Annotated in this window: 16 protein-coding genes; 9 read left to right on the top strand and 7 right to left on the bottom strand. The window is 62.6% G+C overall.

Annotation, left to right across the window (positions count from 1 at the left end; translation table 11 throughout):
* Window positions 1-37 precede the first annotated feature (37 nt).
* Window positions 38-961, top strand: coding sequence for a ParA family protein (locus JWN03_RS32365; RefSeq protein ID WP_366914502.1), 924 nt, complete (start codon window positions 38-40; stop codon window positions 959-961).
* On the top strand, window positions 961-1,644 hold the full coding sequence (locus JWN03_RS32360) for a hypothetical protein (protein ID WP_297622933.1): 684 nt from the start codon (window positions 961-963) through the stop codon (window positions 1,642-1,644). Before JWN03_RS32365 ends, JWN03_RS32360 begins: the two co-directional genes overlap by 1 nt.
* Before the next feature lie 151 nt (window positions 1,645-1,795).
* Here JWN03_RS32360 and JWN03_RS32355 read toward each other — a convergent pair whose 3' ends face one another.
* Together JWN03_RS32355 and JWN03_RS32350 are read right to left on the bottom strand one after the other, a co-directional pair.
* Window positions 1,796-2,725 (bottom strand): replication protein RepA, encoded by a 930-nt coding sequence (locus JWN03_RS32355; protein ID WP_297622931.1) that lies wholly within the window; start codon window positions 2,723-2,725, stop codon window positions 1,796-1,798.
* A 248-nt stretch (window positions 2,726-2,973) separates the two neighbouring features.
* On the bottom strand, window positions 2,974-5,181 hold the full coding sequence (locus JWN03_RS32350; RefSeq protein WP_297622929.1) for an MMPL family transporter: 2,208 nt from the start codon (window positions 5,179-5,181) through the stop codon (window positions 2,974-2,976).
* A 114-nt stretch (window positions 5,182-5,295) separates the two neighbouring features.
* Here JWN03_RS32350 and JWN03_RS32345 point away from each other — a divergent pair, with 114 nt between their 5' ends.
* The gene (locus JWN03_RS32345) at window positions 5,296-5,856 is read left to right on the top strand and encodes a PadR family transcriptional regulator (protein ID WP_297622927.1); all 561 of its coding nucleotides are present in this window, start codon (window positions 5,296-5,298) and stop codon (window positions 5,854-5,856) included.
* Between the two features lie 1,486 nt (window positions 5,857-7,342).
* Here JWN03_RS32345 and JWN03_RS32340 read toward each other — a convergent pair.
* The 4 genes from JWN03_RS32340 to JWN03_RS32325 all read right to left on the bottom strand — a co-directional run bounded on the left by JWN03_RS32340 (window position 7,343) and on the right by JWN03_RS32325 (window position 13,553).
* Window positions 7,343-10,252: a helix-turn-helix transcriptional regulator gene (locus tag JWN03_RS32340; RefSeq protein ID WP_297622925.1), complete on the bottom strand. Its 2,910-nt coding sequence runs from the start codon at window positions 10,250-10,252 to the stop codon at window positions 7,343-7,345.
* 643 nt (window positions 10,253-10,895) lie between these two features.
* Window positions 10,896-11,471 carry a glycosyltransferase family 2 protein gene (locus tag JWN03_RS32335; RefSeq protein WP_297622923.1) on the bottom strand — a complete coding sequence of 192 codons (576 nt, stop codon included), beginning with the start codon at window positions 11,469-11,471 and terminating at the stop codon, window positions 10,896-10,898.
* A 292-nt stretch (window positions 11,472-11,763) separates the two neighbouring features.
* On the bottom strand, window positions 11,764-12,219 hold the full coding sequence (locus JWN03_RS32330; RefSeq protein ID WP_297622922.1) for a hypothetical protein: 456 nt from the start codon (window positions 12,217-12,219) through the stop codon (window positions 11,764-11,766).
* A gap of 305 nt (window positions 12,220-12,524) precedes the next feature.
* On the bottom strand, window positions 12,525-13,553 hold the full coding sequence (locus JWN03_RS32325) for a replication protein RepA (protein ID WP_297622920.1): 1,029 nt from the start codon (window positions 13,551-13,553) through the stop codon (window positions 12,525-12,527).
* A gap of 2,139 nt (window positions 13,554-15,692) precedes the next feature.
* Between JWN03_RS32325 and JWN03_RS32320 the strand changes: the two genes are divergently transcribed.
* The 5 genes from JWN03_RS32320 to JWN03_RS32300 all read left to right on the top strand — a co-directional run bounded on the left by JWN03_RS32320 (window position 15,693) and on the right by JWN03_RS32300 (window position 20,171).
* Window positions 15,693-16,643, top strand: a complete 951-nt coding sequence (locus JWN03_RS32320; RefSeq protein WP_297622917.1) for an FAD-dependent oxidoreductase — start codon at window positions 15,693-15,695, stop codon at window positions 16,641-16,643.
* Window positions 16,644-17,143: 500 nt separating this feature from the next.
* Window positions 17,144-18,202 carry a GNAT family N-acetyltransferase gene (locus tag JWN03_RS32315; RefSeq protein WP_297622916.1) on the top strand — a complete coding sequence of 353 codons (1,059 nt, stop codon included), beginning with the start codon at window positions 17,144-17,146 and terminating at the stop codon, window positions 18,200-18,202.
* Entirely contained in the window at window positions 18,192-19,655 is a 1,464-nt protein-coding gene (locus JWN03_RS32310) for an MFS transporter (protein ID WP_297622914.1), read from the top strand. The genes JWN03_RS32315 and JWN03_RS32310 overlap by 11 nt, the downstream gene beginning before the upstream one ends.
* A 7-nt stretch (window positions 19,656-19,662) precedes the next feature.
* Window positions 19,663-19,821 (top strand): hypothetical protein, encoded by a 159-nt coding sequence (locus JWN03_RS32305; protein WP_297622911.1) that lies wholly within the window; start codon window positions 19,663-19,665, stop codon window positions 19,819-19,821.
* A gap of 224 nt (window positions 19,822-20,045) precedes the next feature.
* A complete protein-coding gene (locus tag JWN03_RS32300; protein WP_297622909.1) occupies window positions 20,046-20,171 on the top strand; it encodes a hypothetical protein in 126 nt (41 codons plus the stop codon).
* 134 nt (window positions 20,172-20,305) lie between these two features.
* Here JWN03_RS32300 and JWN03_RS32295 read toward each other — a convergent pair whose 3' ends face one another.
* The gene (locus JWN03_RS32295; protein WP_297622907.1) at window positions 20,306-20,668 is read right to left on the bottom strand and encodes a YbaB/EbfC family DNA-binding protein; all 363 of its coding nucleotides are present in this window, start codon (window positions 20,666-20,668) and stop codon (window positions 20,306-20,308) included.
* A 196-nt stretch (window positions 20,669-20,864) separates the two neighbouring features.
* On the opposite strand from JWN03_RS32295, the gene JWN03_RS32290 reads away from it, so the two are divergent.
* A complete protein-coding gene (locus tag JWN03_RS32290) occupies window positions 20,865-22,157 on the top strand; it encodes a DUF6421 family protein (RefSeq protein ID WP_297622905.1) in 1,293 nt (430 codons plus the stop codon).
* The last annotated feature ends 34 nt before the right edge of the window (window positions 22,158-22,191 follow it).

Raw genomic sequence — 22,191 nt, 5'->3', positions numbered from 1 at the left:
TTGGTCCTGTCGGTTGACCTCCGGTAGTGTTCCGGGCGTGACGAGTTCGCGTTTGCTGTCAGATGTCCGCGCCGTGAGACGAACGATTTTGGTGGCCAACCAAAAGGGGGGAGTGGGGAAGTCGTCGATCGTCGCGGCCATCGCCGTTGCCGTTGCCCGGCGGGGCAAACGCGTACTGGTGGTCGACGCCGACCAACAAGGCAACTGCACTATCCGCGACCTCGGCGTCAAAGAGTCCGATGAAGGTCGCTCACTGGCGATGACGCTGCAGTACGGATCAGCCCTCGACCCCGTGCGTGATGTCCGCCCGAACCTCGATGTCGTCTGCGGCGGAAAGCTGTTGGCAATGGCAGGTGCCGTCGCCGCCACCGCCGAGCAACACGGAATCGACCCGCGCCAGAATCTACTCGTCGCACTCGAGACGCTCGTCGACAGCGTCGGCTACGACCTGGTCCTCATCGACTCAGGTCCGGGTGACCGCGGCGTCCTGGATCTACTCCTGCAGGTAGTGAGCTGGCTGATCGTGCCCACAAAAGAGGACGACGGAAGTATCGACGGCGCCGAACTGCTCGCCCGGCGCTACCTGTGGGCCCGTAAGAACGGTGCACAGATCGAGCTCATGGGCATGGTGCTGTTCGACTGCAATCCTCGAGCAGTCCGGCGTAACGAGGACACCCTCGGAAAGATCATGGACCTACTCGACGGAACCGGAATCGAACCCTTCCGTAGTTTCATCCGGCAAGACAAGGCCACCGCGCTGGACGCGCGCGCCTTCCATCTGACTGCCGAGGAGCTCATCGCGTTTTCGCCCCCTAAAACGAACGGCTCCGGCGAGGTCAGCGACACACGTACCAAGCGCTGGTCACGTGACACCGAACCGCTGGCGACCGACTATCAGAAGCTGACCAGAGAAGTGCTCATCCGGCTCGGCGCCGGCGAACGTGCGAAGGAGAACGTGTAATGGCTCGGAAAGGAGCTTTCACCGAAGGCGATCTCGACGATATCGACGACCTGCTGCCACCGTCGCCCGCTCCAGTAGCGCCGCAACCCCCTCCGGCTGCCCCGCAACCGATTCAGCAGTTACCAGCCGATGGCACCGAACACGTCCTCGTCCCCCCCAAGGCACCACGCAAGACAGCGGCCAAAACTGCTGCAGCAACAGCAGATACGCCCGCCAAGCGCACCCGCACCGCCACCAGCCGCGCCCGGACGGTGCAGTCGATCGCCGAGGCGCACGTTGCCGCACAGGTCGCCGAAGCACTGCGACACCTCACACACAGCGAGAAGCAGCAACGCGGTAGGGGTCGCAGCTACGGTGAGGTCGTCCTCGACGCTATCGAAGAATTCGAAACCGAACTGCGCCAGCATTTCCAGGAGCTGGCCAATGCGAAACCTTCGGGTCGACTGTTCCGGCGCGTGGACCAGACACGACCGCGCCGACGAAGGCACACCGAGCCTCCGGTGAAAATCCCGCTGGCCGGCATCATCGCACCCGATATCGAGCTGATCGACAACCTCGTCATCGACTGGCAGGCGGGCAGTCGGAGCGCGCTCGTCGACGAAGCCCTGAAGCTCTACCTCGCCGAGCAAATCGCCACGTTGACAGCCGAGGAGCTCGACGATGAGGCAGGCAAAGCAGACTAGAACTGCGATCCTCGAGCCCTGTGGAGATCAGGGATCGGACACCGTATTCCAGGTCCGGAGCTTCGCCGAACGCAGGCCAGCGGGCGCGTCGTCTGGCTTTTCGCCACCTGACAGATTGCAGAAGGCACTTGCTCACTAGCCGGGATCCCGGCTAGTGAGCCAAGGCGCGGAATCCCTGCGACATCGGAATATGCGGGAGCCCCGGACGCAGCACCACACCAGAGTCACTGGTGTCAACGTTGGCCTGCGGATATACCACCAGCACCTGTTTGAGGGCCTCGGTGAAATCGCGCCGGAACTGGTGCCGGCGGCGGCGGTCGGACGAGTCTGCCGCCGAACCGAATTGGACCATCAGCGATCCCCATGGCACTGTGGTCTCTCGTTTCACCGAGAACATGCGATAGGTCAGCCAGGCGTAGATATCTAGGCGCAACGCGGATCCGCCCAGAGCCTTGATCGCATTCATATCCAATGGCACCGGGTGCGCGGTGACCTCGTTGAAGAACTCGTCGCTGAGCCGAACCGTAGAGGTGAACAACGACGGATGGCCGTCCTCCGAATCGGCACCGCACCAGATGTTGTAGGCGCTGGCTACATAGAGTTTCGCACCGATCCGGCGGTTCTTATCTCCCTTGTACTCGATGGTGAGGGTCGCGTTGAACAGCCGGTGCGACTGGTTACGCATTCGCGTCAGCGACCCGTTCTTGCCGCCAGTCGCCGCGAGCCCCATCGCAGCCATGAAGTCCGTGAGGCTATCTCCCAGAATCACTTCGGGTGAACCCGTCCGCACAGCCTCAGTCGACAGGAAGGTCAGGATCAGCCGCGGCATCGTTCCATAGGGGTATCCGATTGACACCGGCTTGTTGTCGAAATTCGTTGTCATACCTGGCTGAACGGTCAACGAGAGGTCACCATTGCGCCGACCCCAGGCAGGCACGTCCCCGGGGTCCCGATACGGCAGCGAGGTCTGCGTGAACATGCGAGCCAAGTAGCCGACTTCTTGCTCTCCATCCCACACTTCGGCAGCCGCACGGACGATGTCCAGCGGACTACGTTTGGGGCGTGGCATGGCGCCGAGCATTGCACGTCACTGACAAATGCCACTTTTCCGACTTACCGTGTGCGGGAATAGGCATACTTTGCGGAAATCGCACGGTCAGCAGCACGCATACCTCGCGGACACTGCGATTCAGGCTCTCCCACACCGAGGTGCCTCCAGCACTCATCCCCAAGGCGGCCGCATCCTCCCGGGTCCGGAGGGCCTGGCGCATGGAGCAGAACCGGCATGATCGTCTTTTTCCGGACCGGTCCCCATTCCGGCGTACAAGATCATCGGTCGGCCGTCTCGGATTCAGTGCGCTCGGGCTCGGACTCGGGCACCGGCCCCGCCTCGATCGTTCGACGAGACAGCGCACTCGGCCACCACATGGCTCGTCCCAGGTCGATGGTCAGCGCGGGCACGAGGATCGAGCGCACGACGAAGGTGTCCAGGAGTACGCCGAAAGCGACTGTGAACGCCAGCTCTACCAGGAGAACCAGTGGAATGACCGCGAGGGCCGCGAAGGTGGCAGCCAGGACAATGCCGGCTGATGTGATGACGCCGCCGGTGACGGTGAGGCCGGCAATGGTGCCGCGGCGGGTGTCGGTGCGCTGTGCCTCTTCGCGGACGCGGGTCATCAGGAAGATGTTGTAGTCGACACCCAGCGCCACCAGGAATACGAATGCGTGCAGGGGATAGGTCGCGTCAACGCCGGAGAAGCCGAAGACGTCGTGGAACATCACCGCTGATACGCCGAGGGCTGCCAGGTAGGACAGCACCACCGTGGCCAGGAGCAGCAGTGAAGCGACCACTGAGCGGAGCAGGATTGTCAGGAGGACGCAGATGACCAGGAGTAGGAGGGGGATGACGATGCGATCCTTCGTCGCCTGGGCGTTGAAATCGATGAGGACGGCGGTGTAGCCGCCGGTTTTCGATTGGGCGTCGGGGACCGCTGCCGCCACTGCCGAGCGCAGCCGTTCGACCGTGGCGAGGGATGCCTTGCTGTCGGGCGCGGTGGTGAGGGTGGTGTCGATCTTGCCCAAGCCATCGACAGTGGTCGGGGAGATGTCGGTCGTCGCGACGCCGGGGACGGCGCGGATCACGTCGGCGACCTGGGGGATTCGGTCGGCGTGGGCGATGGTCAGGACCGGGTTACCGCTGCCGGCCGAGTAATGCGCCGCGAGGGCGGTCTGGCCGGTAGCTGATTCGACGGGGCCCTCGAGGATCATGTCGGTTTGTGGGATGCCGTCGGCGTGGAGTCGGAGGAGTCCGAGGGAGAGCAGAGCGAGGACTGCGAGGGCGCCCATCCAGAGCGGCCGGGGATGTCGGGCGACCAGCACGGCGATTCGGGCCCAGCGACCGGACCGGTCGGCCTCGGTGGCAACCGCGGGCGTGTCGAGGACCTGAGTCGCGCCGCGGAGGCGCGGGGCTGCGGCGGCGGTGCCGGTGGCCTGACTGACCTCGACATAACCGTCGGAAGCACCCTCGTAGGTCGGACGCCGAGGCCAGAACGCAGCCCGCCCCAGCAAAGCGAGCGCCAAAGGTAGCACCGTCGTCATCGCCAATAACGCGCAACCGATGCCGATCGCCCCGGCAGGCCCGAGGTCCCGGTTGAGCCCGAGGCCGCTGACCAGCAGGCAAAGCAGTCCGAGGATGACCGTGCCACCGCTGGCGAACACCGGCAGCAGGGACCGGCGCCAGGCGGCACGCATGGCGTCGAAGCGGTTGTCGTGGGCCCGCAACTCCTCGCGGTAGCGGGAGACGATCAGTAGTGCGTAGTCGGTGCCCGCGCCGAGGATCAGCACGTTGAGGATGCCCTGAACTTCCGAGCCGAGGCTGAGGACTCCGTGCTTCACCAGCAGGTAGATGACGCCCTGAGCGGCAGTCAGGGCCAGGCCCGCGACCGCCAGGACCAGGAAGGGGAGCAGGGGGCTGCGATAGACCAGGACCAGGATCAGCAGGATGACGGCGGCGGTCACGAGCACCAGGAGTCCATCGATGGCGCCGAGGGCGTTTTGGAGGTCGGCTTGGACGCCGGCCGGCCCTGTTACCGAGGCTGGGGGTCCGCTCGGGTCGTGGACGATGTCGCGGAGCTCGGGGACGTAGCCGGCGATCTTGGTCTCGTCGGTGCCCGCGTAGGGGACGATCACTTCGGCGGCAAGTTTGTCGTCGGAGTCGGCCGGCGGTTGGACCGGGCCGGCGAGCTTGTCCGCGAGTTCGGTGTTGATCCGGTCGATCTGGTGGCCGATCGCCGTCCGGTCGGCGACGGTGAGTCCGCCGGGCCGGGTGTAAACGACCAGGGCAGGCAGCGTCTGGGCCTCGCCGAAGCGCTGGTCGAGCGCGGCAGCGGTGCTGGCCTCGGAACTTTTGGGCAGGTACGTAGCCGCGCCGCTCTTGACGACGTCGCCGAGCTTTCCGCCGGTCGCGCTGAACCAGCCACCGCCGACGGTAAAGACAATGAGCAGCAGCGCGGGAATCAGCCAACGTCGCTTTCGCATGGCGACTCTCCTAGGGGGATACTCTCGACGTAGCTATGTGTCCTGTCGAGATAATGCCAGGCTAGGACCGGACACATTGCTACGTCAAGGCCCGTCGCCCGGAACGAGGAACGCATGTCCGACCGCACCCTGAACGCCACGGCGGCCTCACTGCTCGGTTTCCTGCACGAGGGGCCGCTGACCGGCTGGGACCTGGTCGTCATCGCCCAACAGCGCGTCGGGGACTTCTGGTCGCTCACCAAGAGCCAGGTCTACCGGGAGCTGCGCGCGATGGCCGCCGACGGCCTCATCGAGGCCGGGGAGCGCGGCGCCCGCGACCGGCAGCCGTTCACCCTCACCGACGCCGGCCGAAAGGCGTTCCAGCAGTGGCTGGAACGCGACCCCGGCACCGACATCTACCGCTCGCCGTTCCTCCTGCTGGTCTCCTTCGGCCGGCACCTGCCCCCCGACCGGCTGGCGGACCTGGTGGCCCGCGGCCGGGTCGCCCACGCCCAGCAGCTCGCCGAGTACGAGGCCCACCGCAAGGCCGGACCCGACGACCCTTTCAACCGCGCCACCCTGGACTTCGGCATCGCGTACGAGCGCGCGGTACTGGACTGGTTCGACGCGTTACCCGAGGCAATCACCGGGGCTGCCTCGATGGTGACCCGCCAGGCCTCCGCACCGCCGTCCTGAGGCGGGTGCTGGCCCTAACCTGTCAATCCGACGTCGGCCATCGCCTGGAACGGCTCGTGCAACTCGGTCGCGATCACGCACAACTCGCAGACAACCGCGATGGGCCGCGGATCGGCACCAGCCGCCGCTACCGGGTGTGGGCTGGCAAGTCGACGAACGGGGATGAGCTGCTCGGCACCCGGCCCGGAACACGTTGCAGCGGGACCGGCGGTCGCCGAGCCGACGTCATACCGGGCACCCACGGCACCAAACTGCTCGATCCGCGATTGGCGCCCTGCCCGATCAGGTTTGAAACTCCTGATTGTCCACGCATATCTCGCGGACACACGCCATCACGTCCTGGGCTGGAGTAAGGACCAACTGGCCGGAACTTGAGCCAGTTGGAGGCAAACCCGCCGAGCCTGCGCGATGGCGGCGTCCACAACCACGCCGACGACGTCGAATCGCACCCGGTGCACGCATATCTCGCGGACACCCGGTCCGCGACTCATGCCTGGAGGGTATCCCGGGAGCAACCGCGCATATCTTGCGGACGGATCGCAGTTATCCACGCATATGCTGCGGACGGTGGACAACTGGTGTCCGCAGCATATGCGCCGCGCCCACGTCGCTGACACCACACGTTGGCGAGTCACTCCAGCTCAGTGCCACAACCATCAAGTAGCGAGTGTGTCCTGAAACGCCGGTCAATCCCAGGAACACCGAGATAGCGCGCATATCTCGCGGACTGTGTACAACCATCGGTTATCCACGCATATCAAGCGGACGATATCCACAACTCACGCGTGAAGCGTCCTGAAACTCCTGATTCTCCACGCATATCTCGCGGACACACGCCATGACGTTTTACCAGGACAGCGCGCATATCTAGCGGACTCCGCACGCATACCTTGCGGACGCCGACCCTTCATATCCGCAGGTGACGTGCGGTAAACGGACCCCTCATGTAGTTCTTTTCCTAGAAGAGATTCCTGTAGTAGGCTCGTTGCTGGCTGTGGATAGAGGCCATCACGCGCAGCCGCCCCCCAAATGCTAATTTCATTCCACTTTCACAGATACTTTGTGCGCTGACCTGCACGAACCTTGATTTCCGGGCGTTTTCCCACCTGGCCTACAACCAGGCTTCTCGCTGCGATAGCGGAGCCGACTAGGCACGGATTACCCATTGCGACACACGATTGGGTATAGTGCTGTCGGTTTGGGTATCAAATCACAGTGATGCGATCCTGGCCGATTACCCCAGTGAGAGGCCCTGCCAGCCTATGCAACCGCCGCTATTCCTGGCAGGGCACCTCATGTTCGAATCAGCGTTGTACCGGCCCCGAACCTTGCCGACAACGACGTTTACGCTGCCGGTTTCGCAACATCGGTGACGCCAGTATCCAACGAGGATCGCTTCTTCAGACTCGAGTCGGATGCAAAATCGTTCGCGAACTATGACATGTCAGGACGAATCCATCGCGACCCGTGGGCTGCCGGCACCGCCTCAAGATGCCGGCGGAAATCCGACTGCCACCTGAACCCGCGAGTTCACTTCTAGCTTTGCCAGAATGCTCGATACGTGCGACTGCACTGTGCGGCGTGACAGGAACATCGTCGCCGCGATATCGGAATTTGAACGTCCTTCCACTACGAGCATCGCGACCCTGTGTTCGGTGGGCGTCAGCGAGTCCCAGCCGGTCGTCGGCCGCAAGCGAATGTGCCGACGAGTTCGGCGGATACCGAATTCGCGCAACCGCGATTCAGCGCGGCTCACGTCCCATTGCGCCTGCAGCTCTTCGTAGATGTCCAGGGCCGCGTCCAGCGCCGAGCGGGCTTCGTCATCTCGGCCGACACGTGCGAGGAGTACCGCAAGATTTTCGCGCGCTTGCCCCTCGTACCACGGCCGTGCCGCAGCCCTGAACTCATCAGCGGCCCGCTCGAGGAGGTCTGGATTGTCGATCGCCAATCCGCGGCACAGCAGAGCCGTACCACGCCGACTCGGGGTGGAGTATTGCGTATCGAACGCTTGCGCCGCACCAGCTACCGCGATCGCCATTTCGTTGTTGTCCGTGAGCGCCGCGAGCCTCGCCAGGTCTGGGTAGGCGTAATAGATTGTCGCGGCCGATAGTCCGGTTCTGAGCTGGTCGGATGCCTCCGACAGTATCCTCAGGCTCTCGGTGGGCCGTCCCTGCCCTTCCAGGAGCAATGCTGCTACCCAGGACTCGAAATGCAGATAAGTTTGGCTGCCCACTCGTTCGTCAGGTTTCAGTGTGGTGTCAACAGATGCCTGGTAGACGCCACGATGGATGTGGATCAACGTAGTGAGGCTTGTCGTCACAAGCCCGTGACCGAAGATATCGGGCAAGCCCTGTCGTGCCTGGATTTCGGCTAGAGCATCATCCCAGCGCCCTTCCAGGAAATACAGACGGGCCAGTGAGACCAGATGCATTCCGCGGTTGTTTCGGCTTCTCACAACGGCCAGTTTGAGGACCGATTCCGCCTCTTCGAATCGGTCTAGTTCGATCAGCGAATGTGCGTGTAGTGCATGGGGATCGAGCTGCGCGCTCACGTTTCCCAGCCGGCGGCAATCCTCATGCGCTGCGGCGATCCTCTCGGCGAAGGTGAGCGCCTGATCGAGATTGCCCCGGGTGTAATACAGTCCGCCGAGCGCCGTGTATCCCAACCCTGCGCCGACAGGTTCGCCACACCGCTGTCCGTTGGCGATGGCTTGTGCAGCCATGGTTTCAACGAGATCGAACCGTTCTCCGAAAAAATACGATAGTGCCAGGAATCCCTGATAAAGGCACCGCTCCCGCACGGTTATGCGGGGCTGTGTCAGGGCGGTCTCCGCTGCGGCCATCGCCTCGGGCAGCATCCCGCGAGCGTAGGTGGCTTGCAGAATCAACCATTGGAAGATGTTGCGGCCCTGTGTATCCGGAGGATGGTTGATCAAATAGGCACGCGCGGCAGTCTCGGCCTGCGCTGCTTCGCCAATCCAGAGAAGAGCACGGGTATGCGCAACTTGCAGCGCGTGATTCTGGCTCGCCCCCGGGCGCGCGGTGGAAAGGGCTCTCGTGAACAACGTCACCGCCAGCTCTGGTACGCGCCGAATCAGCCGATCATTGGACTCGATCAACCACGAGACGCTTTGTTGCCCCAACTCTGCGCCGCTGATCAGTAGCAGAGCAGCGATGCGCTCGACAGGAGCATCTGTCGCTATGAGTACTTGGGCCGCCCGATGCTGCAATGCTGTGCGTGTGGCAGCGGGCACCTGGTCGGCGAGAACCTGCCGGACGACGTCGTGCTGGAACGTCAAGTGATCACCGGTGCGGACAAGTACGCCGGCATCGACGGCGAGACTCAGCGCCGCCCACACATCGACAATTGGGGCGCTCAGAACGGCCGACAGTTCAACGGCCTCGATGCGAGATTCGAGGACGGCAGCCAGAGACAGCACTCGCTGTGTGAGCGAGGGCAGGGGACGCAACCGTCGAACTACAGTGTCGATCAACGAATTCGGCACGGCAAGGCCTGCCCGAGTAGCTGGATCGAGATCCGACGGAGCCGACCTGTTATGGCCACCCATTCGTTCGTCGGCGAGGGCTTGCGCCAGAAGAGTGACATAGAGCGGGTTTCCTCCCGCGCTCGCGGCGACTTCGGTTGCCACAGTTGAGGTAAGCGGGGCGCCGACAAGTTGCGTGACCATCTCATGGACCTCGCGCTCACCCAACTGGTTCAATCGCAGCCTCTCGATATCCGGCACACCAAGACGATCCGCCAGCCGCATCGCGTCGCCATCAGCGGGTGTCCGACTCACCGCCAGAACCATCGCCAAGGGAAGATCGGTGACCATCTCGGCCAACCGTCCCAATACGACCAGGCTCGACGGGTCAGCCCAGTGGACATCATCGACAAACACCGCAACCGGGCCACGCGAGCACCAATAATCGATGACAGTCACTGCGGCTTCGATCACGGACAGTTGCTGGTCGAATACGTTCTGGCCGGGCAGATTTTCCTGGTCGAGCAGCGAACTTGCTTGTACGACATCGGGTTCGACAAGCGGCGTGGACTGTAGCCGACACGATCTGATCGCGGCAAACGGAAGTCGTGAATCCAGCACTGTCGTACTCCCGCGAAAGACCCGCATCCCGCGGGATATCGCTGCTGTCACCGCCGCATCGAGCAGCGCCGTCTTACCTATTCCCGGTTCGCCCTCGATTATCGCGATCCCTCCGCACCCTTCGACGGTCCGGTCTACGAGGCCGGCAAGCCGCACGAATTCGGTTGCGCGGCCTACTAATTGCGGGGCAACTCGTTGGACGTCAGCCATCCTCTGCGGCACATCAGGGTTGCCGCTTGACGGCGGCAGCGAATGGCCGGGCCACTCGTCGATGTGTGGTACATCACTCACATCTCCATCGTTGGCCCGATTTCGGTTGCTGGCAACCCCCTAAAAGGGGGATTGGACGACGACGAAAGCCGTTCAAGAAACAGCAGTCAGCATCAGCTGCTCTGGTCTCGGTCGGAGAGGGTGGCAGAGGGAAACGCCCGCGGCGGCTCGCAATGACATGCCCAAGCCGCATCCAAATGTTCTTCAGATCAGTGTCGTTGTCATGCTGTGCGCCGCGATGTACAGCACTCGATTCGCATGCATAAAACTCCAGGTCCTGACCGGTGAGACAGTCGACGCGCCAATATCCGTGTCCGGCGTGCTGGGCACGGATATTGAGCTGAGCCGGGCTTCCCACCGGCGTTATCTGCCAACGCACTGACATGGTCGGACCGTAAGTTACTGAATCAGCGGTGCTACCCGACGGCGGAGATCCGCTCCGGATGAGGGCGCAGCCTCCACTGGTGGCGCTTGAAGTCCCAGAACCGATACACAGGCCATTGCAGAGTGTGGGACAACCAGGCGCTGACAACGAAGGCTCGGTGTATCGGTTGAACATGGAAGCTGTGGTCGCGCAGCGTACGCAGGCCGATCATCTGAAAATGCCAGAAGCTGCGAGGGCTTGAACGTCGCCGGCGGGAGGACGTCTCTGCACGCATACTCGTCACCTGATCGATACGCACCCGTGTTTAGTCAGGCACAGCGCCAGGTCCAGATCCTCGGCGACGTCGGCGCGGGCCTGAGTGCTTTCTCTAACCTGCAGCCATACAGTGCGACGGATCGCCATATTCGGCCCGTACATGTTGCCGACCTGACCGCCGAACCTGCCGGATCGAACCATCACCCATTGGCCGAACTTGAGCAGGAAACCAATGGGCGAGTCGTGATAGGTGCACAGTCCGGTCACCGCACCCGTGTCTGGATGGGCGGTGAAGAACTCCGTGATCGTCGCCGCCCAGTCCTCGAAGACGAGAGTGTCGGCGTCGGTGCGTGCGATGAATTCCCCACGGGCCTTGTCGAATCCAGCATTTCGGGCAGGTGCTATCCCTGTGGTGATCTCGTGGATCAGTTCAATCTTGGTGTGAGTGGCCGCAAATGACCGCACGATCTCTGGGGTGCCATCGCTGCTTCCGTTGTCGACGACGATCACCTCGTCGACGGCCTCCTGAACTATCAGTCGCTCTAGTGCGCGCTCGATGACGTCGGCTTCATTGAGCACCGGAACGATAACCGACAGCATCGGTGTCGAAAGCTCTGAGACATCGAGTTGTCTTCCGTTCTCGATTCATAGACAAGGGGCGATCGCTTCTAGGCAGGGAAAGCCTCGTCGGTGCCTGTCCAGAAGACATCCGCCGCAATGCCGACAACGCAGCGTATAGAGGCACTGCAAAGGCATAATCCACCCTGCGTGGCGCAATATCTCGGTTTCATCGCCAGATTCGTTGAACAACACCGGCAACCACGGCGCACACTCCGGCCGACGTCGCCCGACGAGGACCACCGAGCTGATGGGACGTTGGAAACTCGTACCGCTACAGCGACATCCAGCAGTAGAGATGCCGATCGGAGGCTCGTGCCTCGCGCGCAAGATCCGCGAAGTCACTGAGGAAGTCGGCAAGCGCATTCTCCCGACGGGCGAGTTCGGTAACGCTGAGCGGCTGGGTACGTGCCCAGAGCCACACCGTTTGCGCGAGGGCTGTGTCGTCCGCGGCGGCAAGTGACTCGCACAGGCCATCGGTGATCGTCACAATCCACGGCCCCCGACCTCGCTTCAGCGAGGTCACCGGTACGCACCAGCGTGGCTCGCCGATCACCAGACCGTTCTCGATGCCCCGCAGCAGTGATTCCAGTCGCGCCATTTGTAGCGCCGGATCGATACCGATTACCAGGCCTATTGATGGAAGCCCCAATGACGCAGCGTCGCAACGTACCGCAGCAGCCGCAGCGGTATCGTCCGGTGCGGCAAAGTATTCGTAGAGCCCAACCATGCTGCCTCCTCAAAGGGAGTGCCGGGCGTGGAAACCCTGGAGTGGGTCGCCCGACCACTGAAGGGCAAACGCGCGAGCGACCCACCACGGCATCTGAACGGGAGTCCGCGGTCGCAGGCGGGTGTGATGGTCACGCGGGATCGAATGCCGTTCACAGAATCTAGGCGGAGCGCATGTAGGAAACATCCGCCAACATGCGGGACCTCGCCGTTAGGAGCAGTGGAGTCAGTATTGACGTTCGTCTGAGCCCCTCATGGACGTCTTCCCACCGACAGCAACGTCGTCCGCAGAAACGAGGACGAGACTCATTCGATCGCGTGTAGGCGCCTGGCAGGCTTCTTGATGACGTGTGTCGGGCTCGGGTACAAAGTCAGCCCGCTCTGGTCGTCGACAGTCACCTTGAGGTCGGGATAGAACGTCTTGACCGCATCGAGATGCTTCTTGAAGTCACGCCGGAACTGGTGCCGGCCCTGCTTGGTGTCGGCAAGCGCGGTTCCGAACTGCAGCATCAGCAGAGGCCACGAAATACGCACGGGGTCTTCGAGTTTGAAGACGCGATAGGTCAACCAAATGTAGATGTCCATCGCCATCGGCGAGGACTGCAAGGCATTGAGCACCTTCATGTCGACCGGCACCGGGTGCGCGATGACCTCTTTGAAGAATTCGCTGGATAGGTTGATGGTGCTGGGCATGAGGGAAGGCTGCATCTCGCTGCGACCCCCCATCCGTCGAGCCTGACCGGTCCACCACAGGTCCCAGCTGGTCGCGACGCTCAGCTTGATGGCCTTGGAGCGCTGCTTGGCGCTGTTGTCCTTGTAATCGATGATGATGCTGCATCGCAGCAATCGCTCGGTCTGGTTTTGGAATCGGCCGATGGTGCCGGTTTTCCCGCCGGTTGCGCGCCCGAGACCGACCGTTCGCATGAACTCACTCTGCGAGTTGCCTAAAACGATCACTGGTTCGCCGGTCAGAACCGCTTCGGTCGACAGGTGCGCCAGGATCAATCGAGGGATGCCACCGTACGGGAAGCCGTAGGACTGGGCGGCGCCGTCCTCCATCACCATGCCGGGCTGGACCGAGATTCGATACGCGCCACTTTGGCGGCCCCAGACAGCCTTGTCTGAGCCAGGATCCTTGTAGGGCAGACTGAACTGGGTGAACAGGCGCCCCAGGTAGCCAACCTCTTGGAGCTCCTGCTCTCGCAAAGCCTGGATCTCGGCAGCGTAGGCGGCGAGCTCTGCATCATCTCGTTTCGGCCGCGGCATGGGGGTCAGCATTGCACGTCTGACATCGATTTGCGCATCCGTTTTCGGCGTGTCGGTGTTAATGCGCATTACAAGCCGACCGTATTCGGGGCGTATCGGTTTCGCATGACCGGAGTCACACTTCGGATGGCGGGTCGGCAAGAAATGCGCATGTTCGTGGCGAAATGGTCAGCCATGGAGCAGCGAGCGTGGAACTTCCCGACTCGATGCGCATTTCTTGCCGACCTCACTTCCCGCCTTCGGACGTGGTCGCGGCGAAGCGCCGTTGCTACCGCGTCGCGATCCGTGCCTGTTCCCCCCCCGGTAGCGAGTGGTTTAAAGATGCCTGGAGGTGAACGTGGCGTGCGCGAGGGGGGTGCGGCCGAGTGCTGGTGGGGCCAGTCCGAGCGGGGCCGGTTGTGCACAGATTCCGGGCCTCTACTACTACAAGATATTTTCTCTACTTGAATAACAACTACTTGTAGGGGCTGATTTAAGCTATCTGACCTGCGCAAATACTGAGGTCCGGTCGGCGTTTAATGTGTGTACGGTCGGCAGGAAATGTGTGAGCGGGCCGCAAATCGCGAGATAAGCGGTCGGCGGCAAATGTGTGGACCGAATCGGTTATCCACAGGGTTTTGCACAGATTCATGCACAAGGTCGGCGAGAAATGCGCATCGCCTCCATCGAGGGTACGAGACGGTGCGATGGTCGGCAACAAATGCGCACCCCTCGGCGTGTCGTAAGGCGATGTCATGCGGTAGGGGCCGGTCCCAGCACGGCCCGCACTTGACGTACACAGCAGCGACCGTTTCAGGAGTCTGGGCCTTGAACCCGTGAGACGTGTCGGCGTCAGTTCACGGGTGCTGGTGCTGATGAACTGCTGGTGGCCACCGAATGCCGCGCACATCATGGGTGCCAGGCGGAGCTGTCGCCGTGGGTTGCAGTAGTCGGCGAGAAATGCGCACTCCGACCTAGTCTGCCCGGCGGCGCTACTCGATCGGCGGTCGCTGCGTACGCGGTCGGCCACGTATCCTGCCGTGGCGATCCCTGCTATGAGCGGGGGAGTCGGCTTGTTATGCGTGCCGTTACCGCCACCGTCGGTGTCGGCGAGACAGTCGCACGGCTGCGCATTACAAGCCGACCGCCGTTGAGAACAGGGATCATTGCAGGTCAGAGTCGCCAAGAAGGTGGCGGTCGGCGTGTTATGCGTGGGATACCGTGTGCGGCAAATGATTCCGTATTGGTGATTCGCAGCTGGTCGGCACGTTATGCGCACCGTCGCGCGAGGTCACAGACCTCCACAAAAGTCGGAGCCTTCGACCCGTCAGCTGAAGCTCGGGAACCCTCCTCAGCCTGCGTAAGAGGCTGGACGTGCTGAATCTGTCCGGCTGGGCAGCGCGATCTGGTCGGTAGGAAATGCGTATATCGGTGCTGCCCACACTCGGTGGGACCTTCACGTGGTCGTCGGGGACCGTTGTTGCCTGCTGACCAGGGTGAATTGCTCATGGTCCGCGCATAAGAGGCCGACTCGCCCAGCCCCGAAGTGACGCTGCGATGCATCGAGCTCGGAGGCGACCGGCACCGCCATCGCCTTGCCTTGGACGAGCGGGGCGAAGAACGCCGTGCGGATTGCGCGGGACGCGCCCAACGGGGTGCGCATTTCTTGCCGACCCATGGGCGAGGATGTGTTGTCCATCTGAGGTCGGCAGGTAATGCGCACCGCCGTGGTGGTCGTAACTGGCCAGCGGCCCCGTTTGCCTATCGCGTCTCACCTGGGATAACAGCATGTGTGTTGTCCTGCTCCGGGTGGCAGACCCGGCAGAGGGCATGATGACAACCTTCTCGATCGCGGTGAACCCGTGAGGAACTAGGTGTCCGGTGCTGCTGCGCCCTCGCCGCTGAGTGGTTCGCCTGTCGGTGCGTGCCGAGAGCGGCGATGCCCGACATGGTGACGGCGCGGCCCACCACTGCTCGCCCGGCGAGCGGTTCTGCGAAACCGGTGTCTGAGATGGTTTCCAGCATGGCGTAACTGACTGCGTTGCATGATATTCGGCCGTGAGCATCGGTTTTGCCGATGCGACCGGTTGCCCGGGTGGGTTGCGGCCGTCGGCGGTGTCGCTACTGTCGAAGTCCACCGTGCCCACGGTTCGCTCGCCCGATTGGAAGCTTCCACGAGCGGGAAGCCCAAGGACTCCGCGACGAAGGTGTAAAAGTTACGATCGGGGTGTGCGGGTAGTCGTGGTTGGATCGGGGATTTCCGGCCTTTCGACCGCCCTCGAGCTGATCAACGCTGGATACCACGTTGCTGTTGTCAGCGCCGACCCGATCGAAGTGACCACATCATTCCTGGCTGCTGCGGTGTGGTTTCCGACCGCAGCAGCGCCGGTCGATCGTGTCAACGCGTGGGCTGCCACCACATTCGATTACCTAGAAGGACTGGCTGTTGCCGGAAGCCCAGGGGTACGGATGTGTGAGTCGCTCGCCCTGTATCGCAGTGATCCTCCTCTTCCGGCCTGGTCGCAATCGGTGCGAGGCTTTCGAATTGCTCGAAGCGACGAGTTGCCGCCAGGGTACGGTCATGGCTACCGGTTTTCCGTTCCGCTGGTCGAGATGCCTGTATTTCTGCCATGGCTGCGGGACCGGATCGTTGCTCTCGGGGCTCGCTGGATCCGGCGAACTGTTCAGAAGCTCGGCGATGTGGCGGATCTGAGGCCGGACGTTGTCGTGAACTGCGCCGGATTACGTGCCGGCGAGCTAGTTGGTGATTCCACACTGTTCCCGATTCGGGGACAGATTGTTCGTGTGACGAATCCGGGGTTGGCATTGTCGGTACGGGATGAGGCTCATCCGATAGGTCGGGCATATGTGCACCCGAGAGCGAACGACTGCGTACTCGGCGGGTCACTTGACGTGGGCAACCAGGACGTCACACCCGATCCCGAGCTGACACAATCGATCGTCGAGAGGTGCTGTGACCTGGTACCGCAATTGGCCGACAGCTCGGTCATCGAAACCCTCGTGGGTCTGCGGCCTGGCCGCAAGGAAGTTCGTCTCGAGCTCGATACAGAGACAACGGTCGGCATCCCTGTCGTTCACAACTATGGCCACGGCGGTTCGGGCGTCACGATCGGCTATGGCTGCGCCCGTGAAGTAGTGACAGCCGTCGGTGTGCTCTGAGAACTGACTTCCTGTCGGCAGGAGGCGTGTTTCGGATCTTGCCCTTGGTTTTCCGCAGCGCCGGGCCGGGCTCGGCGCCCGCGCGCGGCGAGCCTGTCGATGCTCGATATTCAGCGCTTTCTCGTTGCGCCCCAACGGTTTCCGGCGTATGGCCAGGTGGCGTCACCCGCTGAGCCGCTACCTGGAAGGCTCAATGACGACCTCTTTCGCCAAACTTCGTTGCAGAACAAGAAATTCAACCCCGCTCCACTGCGCACCGCCACGACACTCTCGACTGCTACCGATCACGGCTTAGCGGTGTGGAAATTTCACTGCGCGTAAGGGGCTGGACGTGGGGAACGTCCACGGATTCGAGATCATTCTGGGTCGCTGATCCCTTCTTGAGCGGGGGATTGATGCTACCGTAAATGACGGTACATTAAATATCGTGCCGTCATATGGTGTCATATAGAAGATGGTGGCCCTCGCGGACCACCCTTCCCGTGATGTGCAGGTGAGCTATGCGTGTCGACTTGAGGGCCACATCCATCCGGCCCCCTGAATGGGACGATCTCGCCGCGGAGGTGTCCGAGTACACCGTGTCGGTCCGCTGGCTCGAGACGATGGGGCCATTATTGCCGGGTGAGCCCCGATGGCTGGTCGTTTCGGTGGACGGACAGGCTCGGGTTGGACTACATGCCCGCTGGCTGGAGTCTTCACCTACGGATGCCCGGTTCGACATTGCGGCCGTGCTGCGTGGCGACCTCCCGTCCCCGGAGCCGCGGACACTTCCGGCTGCGGTGCCGGACACCGCGGCGCTGTATCCGTCCGTGTTGGTGACTCTGCCCGGATATTCCTGTGCGGCAGCGGGTTCCGGCGCCACCGAACCGGCGCTGCTGCGGGAAACTCTGACCGCTGTGGACGCCTGGGCCGTCGCGCAGCGGGCGCGGTCGGTGTCGTTCCTTTACATACCCGAGCGGCAGGAACCGCTGCGCCTGGCCCTGACCGAGTTCGGCGCCAGACGGGTGGAGCTGTACCCGACCTGCGTACTGCCCATGACCTTCGCCAGCATGGACGAGTACCGGCAGCAACTGCCACGCCGAAGGCGCAAGAACATCGAGCGACTCCTGCGCCGCCTTGCCGAGAAGGACATGACAGTCGGTGAGGTCGATCTGGCCGAGGTTCGCGACGACGTGCTGGAACTTCGTCTCGCGCTGTTGCGGAAGTACAACTCGTGCGCCGATCGCGACACACAGTCCGCGGCGCTGGATCGGATGCTCACGCACTACCTTCGCGAGGACATCGTGATGACGGCGGTTCAGCATGAGGGCCGGGTTGTCGGCTTCACCCTCGGGCTGCGGAACGGAAACACGTTACGGCAGTTGTGGTGCGGACAGGTGTCGGAAGCAGACGGAAGCTACTTCGTGACGCGCTTCGACGCACAAGTACGTGCCGCGTTGCAGCGTGGCGTCGAACGCATCGACTACGGCACCCTCGCGTGGGACATGAAGACCGATCACGGCTCCCGGCTCGAGCAGTTGGCCGGCTACACATGGACTGTGACAGGCGATGGACGGTAGCCGGCTGTTCCTGTTCGGCCAGTCGGTCTCGCTGTTGGGCGATGGCCTGGCACTGCTCGCCATTCCACTGCTGGTGTTGCAGCTGACGGGCAGCCCGGTGGTGTCGGCACTTGCCGTCGCTCCGCGCGCGATCGGCTACCTGATCGCCGGACTACCAGCGGGCCCGCTGGTGGATCGCGCCGATCCGTGGCGGGTACTGATCGCCGCCGATACGGTGCGGATGACAGTATTCCTGCTACTGGCCCTCGCGTTGGCGGTGGGTAGATGCCCGGTCGCGGTGATCCTCTGTCTTGCCTGTGTCGCCGGGGTGGCCGGGGTGTTCTTCGAGACTGCGTTGGCTGTCGCGGTGCGGGACGTATGCACCGGACCTCGGTTGATTCGCGCCAACGGATTTCTGGAGACCTCCGGACAGCTCGCGTTCGTGGCCGGCCCGGCAGCGGTGGGTGTGCTGGTGGCGGCCGCAGGCCAGGAGGCGACGTTGCTGGCGAATGCCGGGACCTTCGCGGTGTCGCTGGTCACGGTGTCGCGGACAAATCGGTGGCTGTCGGCCGCCGACTTCACCGGCGCCGCAACAACCGTGGTGGCGAAGCGCCCGGCGCCGCACGGTACGGGGGTTTCCGGGTCCGTGGTCTCCGAGTTCTGGAGCGGACTGCGGTATCTGATCACTTCGCCCGTCGTCTCGGGTATCACGCTGCTGCAGGCGGTGACCAATCTCGGTGTCGGGGCTGAAACATTGATTCCGTTCTTCGCCTGCGAACGTCTCGGCGCGTCGGCTGCCCTGGTCGGCCTCGTGGTGGCCGGAGGCGGCATCGGCGGGGCACTCGGTGCGCTGATCGCGGCCGCCACCGGGCCGCGCATGGCACCGATTCCGATGTGTCTGACGGGGTTGTTGCTCATGGCCGTCGGATTGGCGCTGGTGGGTCTCGCGCCCGGCGTGCTGTGGTTGGCGGTCGCCAACGCGCTGCTGGTGGGGGCATCCATGGTTGTAGTCGTCGTGGTCCGCACACTGCGCCAGCAGGTAGTGCCGCGGGCATTGCTCGGTCGGGTCACGAGCACGGCTCGATCGCTGGTGCTCACGGCCACTGTGGCAGGCACGATGCTCACCGGACTGCTCACCCGGCAGTGCGGCGGCAACCCCCGTCCGGTGTTCATCGGCGCCGGGGTGTTCGTCGTGATGTCCACAGCGCTGGTGCGAGTGGGCGTACTCGGCCCTGCCGCTCGCCAATCTGCTCAATCTGCACACCGAACTAGGTTCCTGGCCCGTATCGCGGTATGTCCACAACTGCCTGGACTTCGCCACCGGCGAGAACAGCTGGGGGACAGTCGATATCGATGGTCAGGCACTCAACGAACAGCTGGCATCATTCGCGAGTGCGGTGCTCACGGCGTTGAGCGCGGGTGTAGCGACGGTTTATCACCTCGAAGTCTTCCTGGGGGAGATCGGGGCGCCTAGTCTGCAATTGCTGGAAATCGCCGGACCAATGCCCGGTGCCGAGGCTACCCACCTCTGGCGCGAGGTGTATGGCTATGACCTGCTCGGCGCGGCGCTGGACATCCAGATGGGCCGCACTCCGGACGACCGCCCGCTGCGGGAGGGCAGCTCGCCGACCAGCTGCTGATACGTCCTCACGGCATCGGTGCCAGTTTCCGGTTTTGCGCCGACAACTCGCAGGCGGTCGCCGAAGCCATCCAGCACACCCTGGTGGGATTCCGAATGGACTGTGCTGCCGATGAATTCGCCACGTCCCTGGCGCAGCAGAAACCATTGCGACCTCGGTTGCAGAGAGGACAACCATGAAGCATTCGCTGGCGATCGGCTGGCGAGACCGGCCGGCGCCGCGGATTGACCGACGATTACCTGCAGGATCTACGGGCCGTGTCCACCATGCTGCCCTTCCAGGTCAACGACTATGTCGCCGACGACCTCATAGACTGGTCAGCCGCACCCGACGATCTGTTTTCCGACTGACCTTCCCTCCTGAAAAGCCGTTGTGATAGAAATCCGCCGAAACACGGCGATCGGCCTATCGATGCTGGACTGCTGTTAGGCCGCTATCGGTGACTCCGATCATGGTCTGGTGAGCTTCCCGTGCCCACTCACCATCATGTCCCAGAATCGAGTGGCTCTTGATTGAACTTCGCAATGAGGTTCGCATGCTGCGCGAAGGCCTCCCGCTCTGCCAATGAACATGTATCGACAACGAGGGTTTCGAATTCGATCGGCGAAAGCTTCGAGATCGAATACGACAATATAAGCTCGACGAGGGTGCCACGGCCATCGACTGTAACCGTAGCGATGCCGTCGAGGGACGACTGGCGTACACGGATCGAAGCAATCGCGTCAGCGAGCTCGTTCAGATGGTCTACCTGCCTGCGGGTAGACGCCTTGATCGTAGCCATCGCATCATTCATGACGATCTCAACTCGGTTCGCGGTGCGAAGTTGTGTTCCTGTCACCTCAACCATGAGCTTCGTGGGGCGCGAAGACATCCGCCGTCGCGCTGAGATCGTTAGTGGTCAGTGTGCGATCCCCAGTTTGGTTGTAAAAGATTGGGCTCGTGTGCGGATGTTCCATGTTCGCCTCGCTGGAACGCTGATACGAGAAACTGCGAACATCTAGCATCTTGAAGGAAGAGTTGTGGTATCGCCTCGTGGAACGTCAGTGTCACCTCTTGTCAAGGAAGCTTGCGATCCGGCATGGATCCAGCTGAAGGACGATATCCACAGGCTGCGGATAATCCAGACCGCCGATGGCGGCATCAATGCGGACAACAATCGGACAGTTGCTGCCCACCGCATGGTTTGGCAGATAGTGGAAGCGGTAATGAGTATGGCTCGATACTTCCCATACGACGGCGAGTATCTGGAAGCCGTAGTGGACGACGTGCGCAACTGGGCCCGAGCAGGATTTGATATACCAGATTTTTCCAACTCGCTACGTGCCTTCGGTCCGAACGACGGACGCAAGGATGGACGCACCCATCTTGTACTGCTCCCAGCCTATGCCCGCAACAGTGGCGGTAATTGCAAATTCGAGGCAATGCTGGTGGGCGAGGCTTGGCCGGAATGGTTGGACGACCTCGAGCGAACGCGCTTCAGGGCCGACTCCTACAGGCCACTGATGCTCGCTGATTTCACTGCTGGTTATGACGCTCGCCCGGGTGCGTTCTTCCCGGATACGGTATCGGCGCCACAGCGAGTGGTCGACGGTTCCGACAGCAGTCTGAGCCTGTTCGCCTGCGAGGCCGCTCGGTTTCGGGCCGTCTGCTCAGCGGTAGTGGCGTCGCTGCAGATGGAACTGCCCAGAGAGCTCGCGATGGCGCTACACGAGCGGCGCTCCTCGCAGCAGGCATTTCTGCTGCTCGGACTGCTGAGGGATCGAAGCCGACACACCGACGCCTTCTCCCCGAGCACGATCCCTGGTGAAGTGCCCGGCCCCTTCTGGATGCAGGCACTCGAGGCACTCAGAGTTGATGTGGCCGTCTATCTCGAGGCCACGGATCTCCAGGACGCCGAACATCCGATAGGTTCGATGGTCCCTGGCGTGCTGCTCCTGGACAGAATGCTCCGGGCACCGCTCTTCGGGCGCAGGGTGCGGAACGTCGATAGTCTCGCCGGACAGTTGCTCTTCGGATTCTTGCAGCACCATCGCGTACTGCGATGGCATGGGGGTAGGTTGCGGATCGATGACAACGTCACCGACATGATGGTGCGCCTGGCCATGGAGATCGATGGTCTGAACAAATATGGAGACCATCGGCCGAAGTCGACGCTGTGGGCAGCGGCACATCGCTTGATATCACGGTACGTCCCTCCGCGTGGAGGTTCTGCATGGGACCACGGTATGGGCAGTCTGGCTTCAGTAGCGCCCGACGAGTTTCCGTTGGACGCCTTCTTCGAGCGTTTGTCCTCACGCGTGTCGGAGTTGACGGCTGGGTCGTTGTCAGCGGTCTGATCTTGTTGAAGGCACGTTCGACGACGTTTCGACC

Origin of the sequence: Nocardia sp. (assembly GCF_025465275.1) — a bacterium.
Lineage (GTDB): Bacteria > Actinomycetota > Actinomycetes > Mycobacteriales > Mycobacteriaceae > Nocardia.
This window is presented reverse-complemented; position numbering and strand designations above follow the sequence as displayed.

What these genes read in the sequence shown, in the direction of transcription:
- JWN03_RS32360 (WP_297622933.1), top strand. Translation starts at nt 961, where the DNA reads ATGGCTCGGAAAGGAGCTTTCACCGAAGGCGATCTCGACGATATCGAC.
- JWN03_RS32355 (WP_297622931.1), bottom strand. Translation starts at nt 2,725, where the DNA reads ATGCTCGGCGCCATGCCACGCCCCAAACGTAGTCCGCTGGACATCGTC.
- JWN03_RS32350 (WP_297622929.1), bottom strand. Translation starts at nt 5,181, where the DNA reads ATGCGAAAGCGACGTTGGCTGATTCCCGCGCTGCTGCTCATTGTCTTT.
- JWN03_RS32345 (WP_297622927.1), top strand. Translation starts at nt 5,296, where the DNA reads ATGTCCGACCGCACCCTGAACGCCACGGCGGCCTCACTGCTCGGTTTC.
- JWN03_RS32335 (WP_297622923.1), bottom strand. Translation starts at nt 11,471, where the DNA reads ATGCTGTCGGTTATCGTTCCGGTGCTCAATGAAGCCGACGTCATCGAG.
- JWN03_RS32330 (WP_297622922.1), bottom strand. Translation starts at nt 12,219, where the DNA reads ATGGTTGGGCTCTACGAATACTTTGCCGCACCGGACGATACCGCTGCG.
- JWN03_RS32325 (WP_297622920.1), bottom strand. Translation starts at nt 13,553, where the DNA reads ATGCGCATTAACACCGACACGCCGAAAACGGATGCGCAAATCGATGTC.
- JWN03_RS32315 (WP_297622916.1), top strand. Translation starts at nt 17,144, where the DNA reads ATGCGTGTCGACTTGAGGGCCACATCCATCCGGCCCCCTGAATGGGAC.
- JWN03_RS32310 (WP_297622914.1), top strand. Translation starts at nt 18,192, where the DNA reads ATGGACGGTAGCCGGCTGTTCCTGTTCGGCCAGTCGGTCTCGCTGTTG.
- JWN03_RS32295 (WP_297622907.1), bottom strand. Translation starts at nt 20,668, where the DNA reads ATGGTTGAGGTGACAGGAACACAACTTCGCACCGCGAACCGAGTTGAG.